Here is a 16,130-nt window from a genome sequence, read left to right as displayed (position 1 = left end):
GCCCGCCCGGGACCGTTCTTCTCACTGGCAGGAGCTGTCAACATGACTATTCAAGAACCGTCTGCGCTGACGTTAACCGAATTCTCGCCGCTGGCCCTCAGCCCCCCCGGCATCCCCAGCGCCGTCGCCAACGGCGGCCTGCGCTGGCAAGACCTCAACGACCCCAGCAGCCCGGTGCAGGTGCAGATCGTCCTGCAGCCCGGCACTGTCCAGCTCAATGACCTCGTCGACCTGTACTGGCAGGGCCTGTGGGCTGCCAGCGACACGGTCAACCCCGACCACCTCAGCACCGGCGTCATCACCCTGAGTGTCACCCCGGCGTACATCCTCGAGCACCCCGACGGTCTGCACACCTTCAACTACATCGTCACCGCCGCTATCGGCAGTCAAACCGAAACCTCCCCCGACGGCACGGTCAAGGTCAAGCGCCTGCTGCCCGGCGGCAACACCGGTGACGATGCCGGCACCGAATACATCAACGAAAACCTGCGGGCCCCCACCGGCATTCCGGCACTGATCGACGATGCCATCGCCGAGCGCGGCATTACCGTGACCATTGGCGTTTACGACAACATGGCCGTCGGCGACCGCATCCAGCTCGACTGGGGCGGCCAACGCCTGACCCGCCCGGCGCTGACCGCGCCTGAAGTCGGCCAGCCGGTGACCTTTCGGGTGGAAAAAGCTACGCTGATCGCCGCCCCCGGCCAGGTCATCGTGCGCTATGACATCCGCGACGAGGTCAACAACTGGTCGCGCTGGTCACTGCACGCCAGCACCGACGTCGAGGCCGGTGAGAACCTGCTGGCCGCCCCGCGGGTGATCGATGCGGTCAACGGCATCATCGACCTGGCCCGGCTGGGCGACCAGGCTGCCCGGGTGCAAACCCCGGTGTATACCGAGCGCATGGACCTGGGCGACCATGTGCGCCTGACCTGGACCGGTTACACCGCCGAAGGGTTGCCGGTGGAGGAGGTGCTCGACAAGCAGGTACAGAGCGGGGACATCGGCTGGCCGCTGGATTTCGACATCCCCAACGACAAGGTCCGGGCCATCGCCCAGGGCTACGCCGTGGTGCGCTACCAGGTTACCCCGCTCACCGGCTCACCCCGTCAGTCGCGGCGTACCACGGTGAACGTCATCGGTCAGGTCGAGCAACTGCCGGCCCCGAGTGTGGCCGGGGTCGTAGGTGATGTGCTGGATCCGTCGACGCTACCGCCCGAAGGCGCCCTGGTGCGCATTGAAAAACACGGCCTGATCGAGGCCGGCGACACGATCCTGCTGCTGTGGGACGGCAAAACCGCCGGCGGCAACAGCGTTCCGCACACCATCCCCATCTCGGTGACCGGCAGCGGCGCGGACAACGGCATCGAACGCCGTGTGCCTCTGATCTACATTACTCCTCTGCAAGGGGGCACGGTCACCGTCAGCTACACCCTGACCAAAAGCGGCGGGGAGACGCTGCCGTCGAATCAATTGCCGCTGCAGGTCAAAAGCCTCGGCGTCCAGCTGCCCAAGCCCAGCATCGATTACGCCCAAGGCGACACCCTGGATCCGGAAGCCGTGCCAGCCGACGGCACCACCGTGCGGGTCAACTACAGCCCAATGGAAACCACCGACCGCATCGATGTGCACTGGGACGGTGTGCTGGACTTCACCGACTACTTCCCGGTCCCGGCCAACTGGGGCAACAAGGAAGTGGCGTTCCCGGTCGCGAAGACCTATGTCGACATGAACAAGGACCAGACGGTGCAGGTGTTTTACACCGTGACCCGCGGTGGACAAAAGCTGCCGGACTCGGTGAAACAACCGCTGCTGATCGGCAGTGCCGTTGAACTGGAGCCGCCAAGCATCAAGGAAGCCAGCGGCAATAGCCTCAATCCGTTCGCGGCCAAGGACACCCTGACCGCGGTGGTGCCAGCCTACGACAACATGATCGGCACCCAACTGAGCGTGACCTGGACCGGTACGGCCGGAGGCGGTAGTCACACTACCGCGCCGATCCCCGTGACCACGCAAGGGCCTCGGGACATCCCACTGCCCAACTCGGTGGTGGCCTTCAACCTGAACAAGCCGGTGACGGTCACCTACACCGTGATCCGCAATGGCACGCCAAAGACGTCGAAACCCTTGACCCTGGCGGTGCTGCCAATTGCGCAGGAAGATCCGGCGCTGGGCACGCCATTGATCACGCAAGCGGCTAACGACGGTGCAGGACCCGAGCTGGACGTCAGCCAGCTAACCGCCAACGCGACCCTGCGAGTGAACAGCTGGCCGCTTATTGCGCTCAAGCAGTATGTCTGGTTGCAGCTGGAGGGCACCAACGCCGATGAGAGCGTCTATACCCGAACGTTCTGGCAGCCGCCTAACGGACAAACCAACGCGACCTGGATCAGCCAAGGCTATTGGACGCAATCGATTCTGCTCACCGATCTGAAAAACCTGAAAGACGGCAGTCAGTTGAAAACGGTATTCAAGGCGGGGCTTGGGGGTAGTCAAGTAGTAGGCGAAGCCGTCACCTTCCCGGTCCGGTCCTACACCGTTAAGGCAACCCCCGGGCTGGAGATCGATACCACCCCGATGGTCCTGGATGACGTCCACTTTTACCCTGCAGCCGCCCCCTACAACCCACCCTTTAAAAAAACGGCATTTTTCTTAACCCTCAACACCCATCAAACCCGTGAAGCACAGGGCGGGAGCCCGCCTTACGCATATCTCTCCTCGAATCCGAGCGTCGCCTCCGTTGACCCACAAACCGGCCGCGTGGTCTCGACCGGAAACGGTGCCGCTCGCATTACCGCGCGTGACACAAAGGGAGACGAAGTTAGTTATCAAGTTACCTGCGAAAACGTGTATGAGCTCGTGCAATCCCGAACCCTCTACACCTTATCCGAGTCCATTGCGTGGCTAGGGACCATAGGCGCACACGTGTTCCCCACAGACAGTTCGACACAATCCACCAATCTCCGGCAGTCACTCCGTTACGGCATCCAAGACCTTACCCTTCGCGTCGTCAACTATTGGGGACAATCATACACCAGCAGCGGTTTCTCTTATCAACCCGTAATCTCATTAAGCACACCAGCCCAGTGGGAGTCCGAACCATACACTCACGGGATACATATCGGCCGAACACAAGGAGGGTATCAACCCCACGTTAAATTTAACCCACTAGGCTACCGCCTACTAACCCCGCCCCCACACAAAAAATCAGCCACACCAAAGGGCGTTGATACGAAAAACGTTAGGCCACCTCAAACTCCTCCGGAACAGGATGCTGTTTGAGGCTTGCTCCTAAAGCTGGCGTTTTTTCGATGACCGAAGATTAACCCAGTAGAGGTTATTGCGCGGGGTAAGGCTTTCCGAGGAAAGTGAAGCCCCGCTCAATACGTCCTACGTAGGTTTTGTCGGGGTGTTTTTCCAGTTCCAATTCCTCAAACAACCGATTGATTGTTCGAACCGCTTCACGCAGCTTGTGTCGGGTGGGTGTCAGGACAAGCACATCATCCATGTAGCGTAAATAAAACCAGTCGGGTCGGGAAATGCGATCCATTCGGTACAAATAGAAGCCACCCAGCGGACTCAAGGAGCAGCCCAGTGGGATGCCACGGGTATGATTCCAGAACATTGCACCCCGCTCAGCAGTGCGGATCAGTGATTTCTGCCGCCAGCACCGTCATGAGGCGCGGGTGCGAAATGGACGCGTAATACGACTTCACATCTGTTCGTACGCCAAAGCGGTGCTGGCGGATCGCGCCCTGAATATTCTCATGGGCGGCCTTGATCCCCTTTTTAAGCTCTGATGCTCTGTCTTGAGGTGAAAACAGCGAGAGGAGCGCGGCAAGTAGGAAGACAGAACCAGGCGTGAGGCTTTTCGGCTTTTCAGCACCAATACATCTCCTGCATACCCTAGGTCGGGATGTGCCCCTCCTTCAGAAAAAATCGGCAGCAGCCCTGATGGCTATTTTTTGCGTTGCCCACCTGATGGAGCGAAGCCCCCGAGAACCTTTTTATTGCCTGCTCAGGTTGATGTACGGGTTCTCGACTATGAGCTCAACCACGTGATCCTTTTGGAAGAAATTCTCAATCGAAGAAATGAAAACATGGCGCATCTCTGCGAATGCAAATTGATGATTCGGATGGCCGCCGCGAGCGTCATTGAGAAGTTCGAAAGCGAGCGGAATTTGCTCCTGGTGATCGTGCAGGAGGGGCGAGAGGTCTTGGCCACTTATCGCGCCAATCTCCAAACCTACGTCTATAGCTTCTCGTTTGAGCGGGTCCGACGTGAAGTGGCCCAGGCTGAAATCGACTATGGCACTAAGCTAAGCGCAGTGCTGGGTTTTCAGCATCAAGTCGCGGATATCATCGCCACTGTACCCGGTCGGGCTGACGACCCAGCCGATGGCTTCGCGATCACAGCAATCCAGGGCGAAGGTCACGCTCAGCTTGGCGCCGTCCTCGCAGCGGAGCTCGAAGCCGTCCGAGCACCAACGCGCATCGCTGTTTTTCACCGCAATGCGGCCAGCGATCAAAATACTGGGACGGTGGAGAAGGGTGCTTCGGCGATCAACGGCCGACAACGCCGGTGCAATGGTTGAGGATCGAGAAACGGCGCTGCGTAACCTGGCAATTGCCTTTGAACACTACAACGAGCAGCATCCGCACAGAGCCTTGAACTATCTCTCACCGAGGGAGTTCAGCGCTTGGCAGGGGCATGAATTTAATGGGGAGTTGGTGCCCGGTTTTGTAGAGGCAAGCATGGAGTCAGCCCCCTATGAGACGGGTCAAGAAGGCCATTTCCATGCAGGGCCTGCGAGCAGCCCATCCCGCCCCACGACTCGGGTCTGACCGAGCTGTTTTTCTTATACGATGCTTGAGCAGGCGCCTGTCTGCTCCAACGCAGCAACAAGGCGGCTAGAGTGTGAAACCAGCCACACTTGGCAGCGGTTCGCGGTCTGGGCGATCAGTCGCGCTAATGCTGGCAGTAGATCCGGATGGAGGCTGCTTTCAGGCTCGTTTAGAACCATGAGTGCAGGCGGCCGTGGCGTCAGGGCAGCGATGAGGAGTAGGTACCTCACAGGGTGCCGTAAGAGAGTTCGCTTGCCAACAGAGGGCGTAGAATCCCTTCTTGGTGCAATGCTAGCGTGAACAAGCCTTCGCTTGCGAAGACTTGCTGTCAGGCCCAGCACAATCGGCGACCAACGAGTTAACGCCTACTAAGCAGTGACCATCCGCTGGTGCAAGTCAGGGAACAGCAGTTGAGCAAACCAGATTGGCAATCCTGGATAAACGTCGCGGGCTTTAGGCGTTGGACTCTCGACCAGCCCGAGTTGGACGAGACTTTTAAGCTGATCCGTCGCAACCCGGTCAGGCAGTCCGGTAAAAATCTTGAAGTCGGCGCGAGTGACCGTGCCCTGCGTCAGCAGGATGTGCAGTGCTCGTGCAGTCTCTTGCTTCAGGCCTGCTCTTTTGATGCGCTCGTCCCATGCAAATATCGTATGAAGTCTTTCGCGCATGTTCGAAACATTAAGCGCCTGCTCGGTATAACTCATTTGATCCAGACAGGTTTCCAGCATGAATCCGACAAACTCGAACAATCCGGCTTGAGTCAGCTGACCCCGCCCATCGAGATCGCCCCGGCGAGGTTTATCGGCGTTGGCCAAACGGGCGTAATACATATCCTGCTGCCTGGCAAGACCGCGAGACAATGACCATAGCGGCGAAACAAGGCCAAGCTTATGCAACTGCAAGTGAGTAACCAACCTCACCGTGCGACCGTTACCGTCTACAAAGGGATGCACTCAAGCCAATCGATGGTGATAAGCCATGATTGCAATCAAACGGCTGCGGGCATCGGGCAAGCGCCCATAAACCTGCTGCAACCGGGCAAGCATCGGTCTCACTGCGGTACAGGAAGGAGCAGCATGATTTCCCACCAACACGTCTTTACCGGCGGCATCACGAAGCTGACCAGGAACTAACAGACTTCCATCGCTCAAACGCAGTTGCTCGTCAACGGCACCATCAAAGAGTCTTTTATGTAAGCGCGCAACAAATGTTGAGCTGAACACTGAATCCCAATGGAGGTTATTGTGGATCGTTATCGCCCTTTCGAAGGCCTGTTGAGTTCCGATGTGCATCATCGCGAGCTCATTCAATTCCTTGCGATTGCGTTTGGGAGCTGACGGCGCCAGGGTGACCGGCTCAGTGAACTGGCCTTCGATCAGGTTGCTGTAAAAGCTACTGGTTACCCGCAACAAGCCACCTACTCGCTGGATCATCTGTGGCGCAACCTTCGCGCTCAGCTTTCCAGCCTGGAAAGGCACTCGTTCCGCCAGCTTCAGAATTTCAGCCGGAAACGATGGCATGAGTCGCTCTAGCCAGTGGAGTCCTGTAACAAGTTCAGCACCCATCATTTGCTCCAGAATCGCGGATTTTTTATCGGATTCCAGACTACCTTCAAAGCCTTTATTTACCTATATTTTAAAGTTTCTCGATTGGCTTTTTTCAGGTTTTTTTGCGGATTTTTTCGGGGGTTTTTTCCAACAGTGCTTTGAGCATTGGTCGGTTGTCATTTTAGCCATGCTGTCCTGAGACTGGGAGCGAGCAAGCTCGTTCCCACAGGGGATTTGTGGTGTTTTGTGGATTTCTGAAGAAAATTTACGGTGGGCTGTAACGCATCGCGCTAACGTTTCTCTAGAGCAACAAGCAAGCACAAACGTTTGCCAACCCAAGCTCAATTTCGGAGAAACATCATGACTGCTACCACCCGCACCCTGTCCGCCACCGCCCTGGTTCTGGCCCTCGGTTCTGCCCTGAGCATTGCCGCTGTCTCCACTGCCCATGCCGCTGACGACAACATGGAAAAATGCTTCGGCGTGGCCATGAAAGGCAAAAACGATTGCGCCGCAGGCGCTGGCACCACTTGCGCCGGTACCGCAAAAACCGATTACCAGGCCAATGCCTGGAAATTCGTCCCTAAGGGCACCTGCGCCACCACCAAAAGTGAAACCTCGCCAACTGGTTTCGGCCAGCTGGAAGCCTACAAAGCCAAGTCGTAATCAGCACCCAGCCTGAGTGTCGACCATGAACTATTTATCTTCCGGGCTCCCGCCCCGCTCCGGGCTGGGGCTCAAGACCGAGCACTTTCGTGAAGTGCTCGGTGCACAACCGGACATCGGTTTCTTCGAAGTCCACGCCGAAAACTACATGGTGGCCGGCGGCCCTTTTCATCATTTTCTGGGGTTGATCCGCGAGCAATATCCGCTGTCGATACACGGCGTTGGCCTGTCCATTGGTGCCGAAGGTCCGCTGGATCTTCAGCACCTGCAAAGGCTTGCCGCGCTGATCGAACGCTATCAACCCCAATCCTTTTCCGAACACCTGGCCTGGTCCAGCCATGGCCCGGTGTTCCTCAATGACCTGCTGCCCCTGGCCTACGATGCGCCGACGCTGAGCCGCGTGTGCGAGCACATCGATCAGGTGCAGAGCACCCTCAAACGTCCGATGCTGCTGGAGAACCCGGCGACGTATCTGGCGTTCCAGCGCTCAACCCTGGATGAGGCAGACTTCATCAGCGAAGTCATTCGCCGCACTGGCTGCGGCCTGCTGCTGGACGTCAACAACGTCTACGTCTCCTGCATCAATCACCAAAGAAATCCGCTGGCTTATATCGACGCACTGCCGCTGCGTGCAGTGGGAGAGATTCATCTGGCCGGGTTTGCCGAAGATACGGATAGCCTCGGCGACCGTCTGCTGATCGACGATCACGGTGCGCCCATCGATAACGCGGTGTGGTCACTGTATGGGCGGGTGCTGGAACGGGTTGGCCCGATCGCCACGTTGATCGAGCGCGACAACCAGTTACCGGCCTTCAGCGTGCTGCATGCCGAAGCCCGTCAGGCCGATGAGTTGCTGCATTGCGCGGGGGGCCGGTCATGAGCACTCAAGCCGCGTTTGCCGCCGCCTTGCTCGATCCGCAACGGCCCTGCCCCGATGGTTTGCTCAGTGCCAATGGCGCCGATCCCGCCAGCCGTTTCGCGGTGTATCGCAACAATGTGCAGAGTTCGCTGATCAACGCCCTGGCCGACAGTTACCCCGTAGTTTCGCAGTTGGTGGGCGATGAGTTCTTTCGGGCGATGGCGGGGCTGTATGTGCAGAGTTGCCCGCCTCAAGGCCCACTCATCAACGACTACGGCAAGGACTTCGCCGAATTCATCGACCGCTTTGAACCGGCCGTCAGCGTGCCTTATCTGGCCGACATGGCGCGGCTCGAGCGGTTACGTGTTCAGGCTTATCATGCCGCCGATGCGCAACCCCTGCGCCATGAGCAGATTGCCGCCGTGCTGTCAGACCCGCAAGCGCTGAGCGAGTTGACGGTCGGGTTTCATCCTTCCCTGAATCTGCTGACTTCAGCCTTTGCCGTGGTTGCGATCTGGGCGGCGCATCAACAGGACGCGACGCTGGCCGGGATCGACCTCGACCACGGGCAAAACGCGCTGGTGTTGCGCAACGATCTGGAGGTTGAGGTCTTTGCCATCGACCACGGCGCCAGCATCTTCATTCACAACCTGCAAAACGGCCAATCCCTGACCCAAGCGTTAGAGACAGCGCCCGCCTTCGACCTCAGCCAAACCCTGGCGCTGCTGATCAGCCACAACGTCATTACCCATTTACACCACAACCAGGTGTCGCCATGAACGCCCATCAGAACCCCATCACCCGCGCCATCGCGCTGTTGGAAAAAATCCCCCACAGCCTGATCGCTTTTATCGCGCGTTTTTCCATTGCGGCGGTGTTCTGGAAGTCCGGGCAAACCAAGGTGGAAGGCCTGGCCATCGACTTGATCGACGGCACCTTTGAACTCGGCGTGCCGCGTTTGGCGGACTCAACCATTCCGTTGTTCCAGAGTGAATATCCCCTGCCGCTATTCTCCCCGGAACTGGCGGCGCACCTGGCGGCCTTCGCCGAGCATTTCTTTCCGGTATTGATCCTGATCGGCTTCGCCACACGTTTTTCGGCGTTGGCACTGCTGGGTATGACGCTGACTATTCAGCTGTTCGTGTACCCCGATGCCTATCCAACCCACGGCACCTGGGCTGCGGTGTTGCTGTACTTGATGGCGACCGGGCCGGGCAAGTTGTCGATTGATCATCTGATTGCCAAGCGTTACGCCCGCTGATCCCTGCCTCAGACCTCCAGACGATGTAGAACCAATGTGGGAACGGGCTTGCTCGCGAAAGCGGTATCACATTCAACAGAGATGTTGGCTGACACACCGCTTTCGCGAGCAAGCCCGCTCCCACAGGGGGTTGCGTGGTGAGACGTTACCGTTGAAGCCGATCCAACGCCTCCCCACTGCGCTTGAACCAACCCATCAAATAATCCGCCAGCACTTGGGTACGTTTCGGCAAACCGCCCTGATACGGGTGCACCAGGTACATCGGCATGCTGCGGGTCTGATAATCGCGCAGGAGCCAGCGCAAACGCCCGTCAGCCAATTCCTCTTGCAGCAGGTACGACGGCAAACGCGCAATGCCCGCACTGGCCAATGCAGCTTTCTTCAACAGGTTGTAGTGGTTGCTGGCGAACGGCCCCGACACTCGCACCCGCAGTAGCTCGTGCTGTTGGTGATAGAGCCATTCTTCGCGACCGCTGTAATGACTGTTGAGCAGGCAACGGTGCTCGGCCAGTGCCTGAGGCGTCAGTGGTTCACCGAATCGTTCAAGGTACGGGGGGCTGGCGCAGGTCATCTCGTGCCAGGCCAGCAGCGGTCGGGCGACCAGGCGTTCGTCGTTGGCCACTTCCGAGCGGATCGCCAGATCAAACCCGTCCCGGGACAGGTCGCGGTAGTTATTGTTTAGCTCCAGCTCGATCTGCACCTCGGGGTATTGCCGGGAAAACTCCAGCAGTGCGCCCTCAAAGAACGTTTCCCCCAATGAAACCGGAACCGTCATCCGCACCGGGCCGGCCATGTCGTCCTTCAGCCGCGCCAAAGCCTGACGCGCTCGCTCGACTTGAATCACCAATGCCTGGGCTTGCGGCAACAACGCCGCGCCCGCCGCCGTCAGGTTCAAGCGGCGCGTGGTGCGTTGCAGCAACACCACGCAAAACCGCGTTTCCAGCAGGCTGATGCGTTTGGAGAGTTGCCCTTTGCTGCAACCCAGTTGCTGCGCCGCCAGGGTGAAACTGCCCGCCTCGATCAACACCGCGAAGGCCGCGAGGTCGTCCATTTCGCTCATGAGATTGTTTCCATTTGAAAACCAAAGGTTGCCTATTAGCCCGCTTATCAATGGAAAAAACCACTCTAAACTTGAATTTCAATCCAACCCATTCAGGTACAGCACGATGAAAATTCTTTTGATTGGCGCCTCTGGCACCGTCGGCTCAGCCGTTGACCATGAACTGTCCCAGCGCCACGAAATCATCCGTATCGGGCGTAAAAGCGGTGAGTTTCAGGTCGACATCAGTGACAGCGCCTCTATCCGCAAATTGTTCCAACAGACCGGCAACTTTGATGCGCTGATCTGCGCCGCCGGCAGCGTCAACTTCGTGCCGCTGGCGACCATGACCGAACAAGACTTCGAGCTCGGCTTGCGGGACAAGCTGATGGGCCAGGTCAACCTGCTGCTGATCGGCCGGGAATTCGCCAATGATGGTGCGTCATTCACCTTCACCACCGGCATCCTCAGCCACGATCCGATCCGTACCGGCAGCTCGGCCTCCCTGGTCAACGGCGCCCTGGACAGCTTCGTCCGCGCAGCGGCGATCGAACTGCCGCGCGGCTTGCGCATCAACTCGGTCAGCCCGAATGTGCTGGTCGAGGCTATGGGCAGCTACGCCCCGTACTTCCGTGGTTTCAAACCGGTTCCTGCCGCCGAAGTGGCGTTGGCCTACGCCAAAAGTGTGGAAGGCTTACAGACTGGACAGACCTACCGCGTCGGCTAAACCAAAAACACTCTGTGGAGCTGCCGCAGGCTGCGATCTTTTGATCTTGCTTTGCAGGGTTGTGATGAGCGGTCAGGCTGAGTAACGTGGCGACACTTGTCAGGAGACTCAAAGATGCGTGTTGCCCGTTCCTTAGTGCTTGTTGCCCTGCTTCCGTTGTTCGCCGCCTGCCAGTTGCTTGATGGCTCGCGCGAAAGTGCTTCTCATGTGGGCCAGACCCGCATGCAGGGCCAGTTGACGGCGGCCGACGGCAAGTTGCTGTTCCAGCCGTGCAATGAGCAGCGCAGTTATGTGGTCAACGACACCGGCGGCACCAGCGTCCTGCAAGAGGCTGCGACCCTGGCCGACGACCAAGGCAAGTTGTTCGCCGACGTGCGTGGCCGGATCGTTGCCAGTGGTGCCGATAGCCGGCTCGATCTGGAGCAGCTATACCGCGTCGAACGCTCGGGCACGGCGTGCGACGATCCCAACTTCAAACAGCTGATTCTGCGCGCCGCAGGCCATGGCCCTGAATGGAACGTCAAAGTCAGCGGCAAAGGCATGGTCATCGACCGCGCCGGTCAGCCGCCCTTGGCCCTGCCGTACGTTGAAGAGCAACTGGGCGATGGCCGTTTCAACCTCAGCACCGAAGCCAATAACCAGCGCATCGAGCTCTGGGTCGCGCCGCAACGTTGTGTCGACAGCAGCACCGGCAGCGTGCAGCACATGAGCGCCGAGCTGCGCATCGATGGCCAGGTGCAACGCGGCTGTGGGTATTTTGGCGGATCGCGTAACGACTGATCGTTTTTGCCTCACGGGAATCATCCTTTGAGGCTTATAATCGCGGGCTTCAAACGCCTTGGCGCAGTTGTGCGCCCCGCGAACCGGATCCCGTCATGTTACGAATCACCGAACTCAAGTTGCCGATCGACCATCCCGAAGAAGACCTGCGCCCTGCCATTGTGCAGCGCCTGGGCATCGCCAGTGATGACCTGCTCGATTTCACCTTGTTCAAGCGCAGCTACGATGCGCGCAAAAAATCCTCCGAACTGTGCTTCATCTACACCATCGACCTGAACGTTCGCGATGAGGCGTCGGTGCTGCACACATTCGCCGATGACCGTAACGTCAACGTGGCGCCGGACGTCAGCTACAAAGTGGTCGGCCAGGCGCCGGCTGATCTTGAGCAACGTCCTGTCGTCGTGGGTTTCGGCCCGTGCGGAATCTTCGCCGGGCTGCTGCTGGCGCAGATGGGCTTCAAGCCGATCATCCTCGAACGTGGCACCGAAGTGCGTCAGCGCACCAAGGACACCTGGGGCTTGTGGCGTAAAAGCGTGCTCAACCCCGAATCCAACGTGCAATTCGGTGAAGGCGGCGCGGGTACGTTCTCCGACGGCAAGCTCTACAGCCAGATCAAAGACCCGAAATTCATCGGTCGCAAAGTCTTGCACGAGTTCGTCAAGGCCGGCGCGCCGGAAGAAATCCTCTACGTCAGCAAACCGCACATCGGTACGTTCCGTCTGACCGGTGTAGTGGAAAACATGCGCGAGCAGATTCGCGCCATGGGCGGCGAAGTGCGCTTCCAGCAGCGCGTCACCGATGTGTTGATCGAGGACGGCCAACTGGTCGGCGTCGAACTCAATGGCGGCGAGCAGATCCATTCGAAACACGTAATCCTGGCCCTCGGCCACAGCGCCCGGGACACCTTCCGCATGCTGCACGGTCGTGGCGTGTACATGGAAGCCAAGCCGTTCTCGGTGGGTTTCCGCATCGAGCACCCGCAATCGCTGATCGACCGCGCGCGCCTGGGCAAATACGCCGGGCACCCGAAACTCGGCGCTGCCGACTACAAACTGGTGCACCACGCCAGCAACGGTCGTTCGGTCTACAGCTTCTGCATGTGCCCGGGCGGCACCGTAGTGGCGGCGACCTCCGAGCCGAACCGCGTGGTCACCAACGGCATGAGCCAGTACTCGCGTAACGAGCGCAATGCCAACTCTGGGATCGTCGTCGGGATAACCCCGGAAGTCGATTATCCAGGTGGCCCACTGGCGGGCATCGAATTGCAGGAACGCCTGGAATCCCACGCCTTTGTGCTGGGCGGCAGCAATTACGAAGCGCCGGCGCAATTGGTTGGCGACTTCATTGCCGGCAAACCGTCGACCGAGTTGGGCAGCGTCGAGCCGTCCTACAAACCGGGCGTTGCCTTGGGCGATTTGGCCCTGGCTTTGCCGGCGTTCGCCATCGAAGCCATTCGCGAAGCCTTGCCGGCGTTCGAGAAGCAGATTCGTGGCTACTCGCTGCATGACGCCGTGTTGACCGGGATCGAGACGCGCACGTCATCGCCACTGCGGATTACCCGTAACGAGTCGATGCAGAGCCTGAACGTGAAGGGCCTGTTCCCGGCCGGTGAAGGCGCGGGTTATGCGGGCGGGATTCTGTCGGCGGGCGTCGACGGGATTCGGATTGCCGAAGCTGTGGCCCGTGACATCCTTGGTCTCGAGGACTAAGGAACCGATCACACGCCCCTGTAGGAGCGAGGCTTGCCCGCGAAGAAATTGACGCGGTCTTTCTGAAGGACCGCATTATCGTTCTTCGCGGGCAAGCCTCGCTCCTACAGGGGGCGGTGTTTGGGGTCAGATGTTTGCGCGCAACACGCTGGCCGGCAACGGCTCGCCGCGCTCGACACTCGCCGCCACGGCATCCATCAAACCACTCAACTCATACCCTTGGGCCTTGAGCCAGGCCTGATCGTAATAGGTGGTGGCATAGCGCTCGCCGCCGTCGCACAGAATCGCCACGATCGACCCCGATTCTCCCGCCGCCACCATCTGTTGGGCTGCCATCAAGGCGCCGATCAGATTGGTCCCGCTCGACCCGCCAACCCGTCGCCCCAAACGCTGCGCCAGGTAATGCATGGCCGCCAGCGACAACGCGTCCGGCACTTTGACCATCGCATCGATCACCTTGGGCAGGAACGACGCTTCCACCCGCGGCCGACCGATGCCTTCAATCCGTGACCCGCAATCCAGACGCAGGCTGGCATCGCCGGTCTGGTAATAATCGAAGAACACCGAACGCTCGGCATCGGCACACAGCACGCGAGTGCAATGCTGGCGATAGCGCACATAACGGCCGAGCGTCGCGGTGGTGCCGCCGGTGCCGGGGCTGGAAATCAGCCAGCTCGGTTCCGGGTGCTGCTCGAAACGCATCTGCTGGAAAATCGATTCGGCGATGTTGTTGTTCGCCCGCCAGTCGGTGGCGCGTTCGGCGTAGGTGAACTGGTCGATGAAGTGTCCATCGTGTTCGTGAGCCAGGCGTTCGGACTCGGCGTAGATCTGCGTTGGATCATCCACCAGGTGGCTCTTGCCACCGTAGAAAGCGATCTGCGCGATCTTTTCCTTGGACGTGCTTGCGGGCATCACCGCAATGAACGGCAAACCCAGCAACCGGGCGAAGTACGCCTCGGAAATTGCCGTCGAACCGCTGGAGGCTTCGATCACCGGCGCACCGGGTTTGAGCCAGCCGTTACACAGCGCGTAGAGGAACAACGAGCGCGCCAGCCGATGTTTCAGGCTGCCGGTGGGATGGCTCGACTCATCCTTGAAATACAACTCGATGCCCGGCAACCCCGGCAGAGGCAAGGGGATCAGGTGGGTATCGGCGCTGCGCTGGAAGTCGGCTTCGATGATCCGGATGGCTTCGCGGGCCCACTGTCGGTTGTCGTTCATGATGGTTTTCTCGTTGAATCAGGCAAATAGTCGGCCTTGTCGCAAGGCTCAGCCCACAAGCTTAGGAAAGAACCTACATCATGCACAGATACAGCTGAGGTCCAATACGTCCGGCAACTGCTAGGCTCAGGCCTTTGCTGACCGAGCACGTTGTAACGGTATATAACAAAAAAGAATATAACTTTTGTTTTAACAACTAACCTTACGGGTTAGGGTGTGCCACCTTTTGAATTCATCGATGGAGAGCGACCTTGCCTCTGCGTAGCACGTTCACGCGTTTCTTTCAGTTGGAAGCTGCCAGCGGTCTGTTATTGATCGCCGCGGCCGCTCTCGCCCTGATCATCAACAATTCCTCGCTGTCGTGGCTCTACAGCGGGTTGCTGGACACCCCTGTGGTGGCGCAGATTGGCGCGCTGAAAATCGCCAAGCCGCTGCTGCTGTGGATCAACGACGGCCTGATGGCCCTATTCTTCCTGCTGATCGGCCTGGAAGTGAAACGCGAAGTCCTCGACGGCCAGTTGTCGAAACCGTCGCAAATCGTCCTGCCCGGCGCGGCCGCGATTGGCGGCATGTTGGTGCCGGCGCTGATCTACTGGTTCTTGAATCGCGACAACCCGCCCGCCCTGAGTGGCTGGGCGATCCCGACCGCCACCGACATCGCCTTCGCCCTTGGCGTACTGGCCCTGCTGGGCAAACGCGTGCCAGTGTCGCTGAAACTGTTCCTCATGACCCTGGCGATCATCGACGACCTGGGCGCGATTATCATCATCGCGATCTTCTATTCTGGCGCACTGTCGACCTTGTCCCTGGCATTGGCTGCAGCCTGCATCGCGGCCTTGATCGGAATGAACCGACTCGGCGTGGTCAAGCTCGGGCCGTACATGATCATCGGGCTGATCCTCTGGGTCTGTGTGCTCAAGAGCGGTGTGCATGCCACGCTGGCCGGTGTGACCCTGGCCTTCTGCATTCCACTGCGCACGAAAAATGCCGAGCCTTCGCCACTGCTGACCCTGGAACACGCCCTGCATCCGTGGGTGGCCTACGGCATCCTGCCGCTGTTTGCCTTCGCCAACGCCGGCCTGTCCCTGAGCGGCGTGACGGTCGAAAGCTTCACCCACGACGTACCGATGGGCATCGCGGTTGGCCTGCTGCTGGGCAAGATGGTCGGCGTGTTCGGCCTGACCTGGCTGGCGGTGAAAATCGGCATCGCCGCCCTGCCCCAAGGCGCCAACTGGGGCCAGATACTGGGCGTGGCCATTCTCTGCGGCATCGGCTTCACCATGAGTCTGTTTGTCGGCTCCCTGGCCTTCGTGCCTGGCGCCAGCGAATACGCCGGGATGGATCGAATGGGGATTCTGACCGGCTCGATACTGGCGGCATTGATCGGTTATGCGGTGACGGCGGCGGCGAGTCGCAAGAGTACTGCACCTGTTTTTCTGAGCGATAGAGAACACTCTTAGCGACATTCAGGATTCG

The 16,130-nt window shown here is 59.3% G+C and carries 14 protein-coding genes and 3 pseudogenes; 10 read left to right on the top strand and 7 right to left on the bottom strand.

The features are described 5' to 3' along the window. The first annotated feature begins 42 nt into the window (after positions 1-42). Entirely contained in the window at positions 43-3,282 is a 3,240-nt protein-coding gene (locus tag ACYZT2_RS07480; RefSeq protein WP_461971301.1) for a hypothetical protein, read from the top strand. 55 nt (positions 3,283-3,337) lie between these two features. On the opposite strand, the gene ACYZT2_RS07475 is transcribed toward ACYZT2_RS07480, so the two are convergent. Together ACYZT2_RS07475 and ACYZT2_RS07470 are read right to left on the bottom strand one after the other, a co-directional pair. Continuing rightward, positions 3,338-3,625: a reverse transcriptase domain-containing protein gene (locus ACYZT2_RS07475; protein ID WP_461971300.1), complete on the bottom strand. Its 288-nt coding sequence runs from the start codon at positions 3,623-3,625 to the stop codon at positions 3,338-3,340. A 715-nt stretch (positions 3,626-4,340) separates the two neighbouring features. Next, positions 4,341-4,541, bottom strand: a pseudogene (locus tag ACYZT2_RS07470) (IS3 family transposase); the annotation flags it as partial. A 55-nt stretch (positions 4,542-4,596) separates the two neighbouring features. Here ACYZT2_RS07470 and ACYZT2_RS07465 point away from each other — a divergent pair. Continuing rightward, a pseudogene (locus tag ACYZT2_RS07465) lies at positions 4,597-4,695 on the top strand (integrase core domain-containing protein); the annotation flags it as partial. A gap of 86 nt (positions 4,696-4,781) precedes the next feature. On the opposite strand, the pseudogene ACYZT2_RS07460 reads toward ACYZT2_RS07465, so the two are convergent. The 3 genes and pseudogenes from ACYZT2_RS07460 to ACYZT2_RS07450 all read right to left on the bottom strand — a co-directional run. Further along, a pseudogene (locus tag ACYZT2_RS07460) lies at positions 4,782-5,131 on the bottom strand (AAA family ATPase); the annotation flags it as partial. Between the two features lie 82 nt (positions 5,132-5,213). Next, on the bottom strand, positions 5,214-5,675 hold the full coding sequence (locus ACYZT2_RS07455; protein WP_461971299.1) for a hypothetical protein: 462 nt from the start codon (positions 5,673-5,675) through the stop codon (positions 5,214-5,216). A 123-nt stretch (positions 5,676-5,798) separates the two neighbouring features. After that, the gene (locus ACYZT2_RS07450) at positions 5,799-6,410 is read right to left on the bottom strand and encodes a Fic family protein (protein WP_461971298.1); all 612 of its coding nucleotides are present in this window, start codon (positions 6,408-6,410) and stop codon (positions 5,799-5,801) included. Positions 6,411-6,752: 342 nt separating this feature from the next. On the opposite strand from ACYZT2_RS07450, the gene ACYZT2_RS07445 reads away from it, so the two are divergent. Genes ACYZT2_RS07445 through ACYZT2_RS07430 form a run of 4 tightly spaced genes read left to right on the top strand, consistent with a single transcriptional unit; the run spans position 6,753 to position 9,178 of the window. Continuing rightward, a complete protein-coding gene (locus tag ACYZT2_RS07445; RefSeq protein WP_461971297.1) occupies positions 6,753-7,058 on the top strand; it encodes a BufA1 family periplasmic bufferin-type metallophore in 306 nt (101 codons plus the stop codon). A 25-nt stretch (positions 7,059-7,083) separates the two neighbouring features. Continuing rightward, positions 7,084-7,938, top strand: coding sequence for an MNIO family bufferin maturase (gene bufB, locus ACYZT2_RS07440; protein WP_461971296.1), 855 nt, complete (start codon positions 7,084-7,086; stop codon positions 7,936-7,938). Next, the gene (locus ACYZT2_RS07435; protein WP_461971295.1) at positions 7,935-8,696 is read left to right on the top strand and encodes an HvfC/BufC N-terminal domain-containing protein; all 762 of its coding nucleotides are present in this window, start codon (positions 7,935-7,937) and stop codon (positions 8,694-8,696) included. The genes bufB and ACYZT2_RS07435 overlap by 4 nt, the downstream gene beginning before the upstream one ends. Next, on the top strand, positions 8,693-9,178 hold the full coding sequence (locus tag ACYZT2_RS07430; protein WP_461971294.1) for a DoxX family protein: 486 nt from the start codon (positions 8,693-8,695) through the stop codon (positions 9,176-9,178). Before ACYZT2_RS07435 ends, ACYZT2_RS07430 begins: the two co-directional genes overlap by 4 nt. Before the next feature lie 145 nt (positions 9,179-9,323). Here the strand turns inward: ACYZT2_RS07430 and ACYZT2_RS07425 are convergent, their stop codons facing one another. Then, complete coding sequence (locus tag ACYZT2_RS07425; RefSeq protein ID WP_461971293.1) at positions 9,324-10,238, bottom strand: LysR family transcriptional regulator; 915 nt, start codon at positions 10,236-10,238, stop codon at positions 9,324-9,326. A gap of 106 nt (positions 10,239-10,344) precedes the next feature. Here ACYZT2_RS07425 and ACYZT2_RS07420 point away from each other — a divergent pair, with 106 nt between their 5' ends. From ACYZT2_RS07420 to ACYZT2_RS07410, 3 genes are all read left to right on the top strand, one after another. Then, positions 10,345-10,944: a short chain dehydrogenase gene (locus ACYZT2_RS07420; RefSeq protein WP_461971292.1), complete on the top strand. Its 600-nt coding sequence runs from the start codon at positions 10,345-10,347 to the stop codon at positions 10,942-10,944. A 114-nt stretch (positions 10,945-11,058) separates the two neighbouring features. Beyond that, complete coding sequence (locus tag ACYZT2_RS07415) at positions 11,059-11,724, top strand: COG3650 family protein (RefSeq protein WP_461971291.1); 666 nt, start codon at positions 11,059-11,061, stop codon at positions 11,722-11,724. A gap of 95 nt (positions 11,725-11,819) precedes the next feature. Continuing rightward, positions 11,820-13,433: an NAD(P)/FAD-dependent oxidoreductase gene (locus ACYZT2_RS07410; RefSeq protein WP_461971290.1), complete on the top strand. Its 1,614-nt coding sequence runs from the start codon at positions 11,820-11,822 to the stop codon at positions 13,431-13,433. Between the two features lie 126 nt (positions 13,434-13,559). Here ACYZT2_RS07410 and ACYZT2_RS07405 read toward each other — a convergent pair whose 3' ends face one another. Beyond that, positions 13,560-14,657, bottom strand: coding sequence for a PLP-dependent cysteine synthase family protein (locus ACYZT2_RS07405; RefSeq protein WP_461973015.1), 1,098 nt, complete (start codon positions 14,655-14,657; stop codon positions 13,560-13,562). 248 nt (positions 14,658-14,905) lie between these two features. Between ACYZT2_RS07405 and nhaA the strand changes: the two genes are divergently transcribed. Next, on the top strand, positions 14,906-16,114 hold the full coding sequence (nhaA, locus tag ACYZT2_RS07400) for a Na+/H+ antiporter NhaA (RefSeq protein WP_461971289.1): 1,209 nt from the start codon (positions 14,906-14,908) through the stop codon (positions 16,112-16,114). Positions 16,115-16,130: the final 16 nt, after the last annotated feature.

Source organism: Pseudomonas sp. MDT1-85, from assembly GCF_054898065.1.
The sequence above is the reverse complement of the archived record's forward strand: the minus strand, read 5'-3'. Positions and strand labels throughout refer to the sequence as shown.

Bases quoted from the DNA above. Each gene is read 5' to 3' on its own strand.
- ACYZT2_RS07415 (WP_461971291.1), top strand. From the start codon at position 11,059: ATGCGTGTTGCCCGTTCCTTAGTGCTTGTTGCCCTGCTTCCGTTGTTC.
- ACYZT2_RS07445 (WP_461971297.1), top strand. From the start codon at position 6,753: ATGACTGCTACCACCCGCACCCTGTCCGCCACCGCCCTGGTTCTGGCC.
- ACYZT2_RS07455 (WP_461971299.1), bottom strand. From the start codon at position 5,675: ATGTATTACGCCCGTTTGGCCAACGCCGATAAACCTCGCCGGGGCGAT.
- ACYZT2_RS07425 (WP_461971293.1), bottom strand. From the start codon at position 10,238: ATGAGCGAAATGGACGACCTCGCGGCCTTCGCGGTGTTGATCGAGGCG.
- ACYZT2_RS07435 (WP_461971295.1), top strand. From the start codon at position 7,935: ATGAGCACTCAAGCCGCGTTTGCCGCCGCCTTGCTCGATCCGCAACGG.
- ACYZT2_RS07480 (WP_461971301.1), top strand. From the start codon at position 43: ATGACTATTCAAGAACCGTCTGCGCTGACGTTAACCGAATTCTCGCCG.
- ACYZT2_RS07430 (WP_461971294.1), top strand. From the start codon at position 8,693: ATGAACGCCCATCAGAACCCCATCACCCGCGCCATCGCGCTGTTGGAA.
- ACYZT2_RS07450 (WP_461971298.1), bottom strand. From the start codon at position 6,410: ATGGGTGCTGAACTTGTTACAGGACTCCACTGGCTAGAGCGACTCATG.
- ACYZT2_RS07420 (WP_461971292.1), top strand. From the start codon at position 10,345: ATGAAAATTCTTTTGATTGGCGCCTCTGGCACCGTCGGCTCAGCCGTT.
- ACYZT2_RS07475 (WP_461971300.1), bottom strand. From the start codon at position 3,625: ATGTTCTGGAATCATACCCGTGGCATCCCACTGGGCTGCTCCTTGAGT.
- bufB (WP_461971296.1), top strand. From the start codon at position 7,084: ATGAACTATTTATCTTCCGGGCTCCCGCCCCGCTCCGGGCTGGGGCTC.
- ACYZT2_RS07410 (WP_461971290.1), top strand. From the start codon at position 11,820: ATGTTACGAATCACCGAACTCAAGTTGCCGATCGACCATCCCGAAGAA.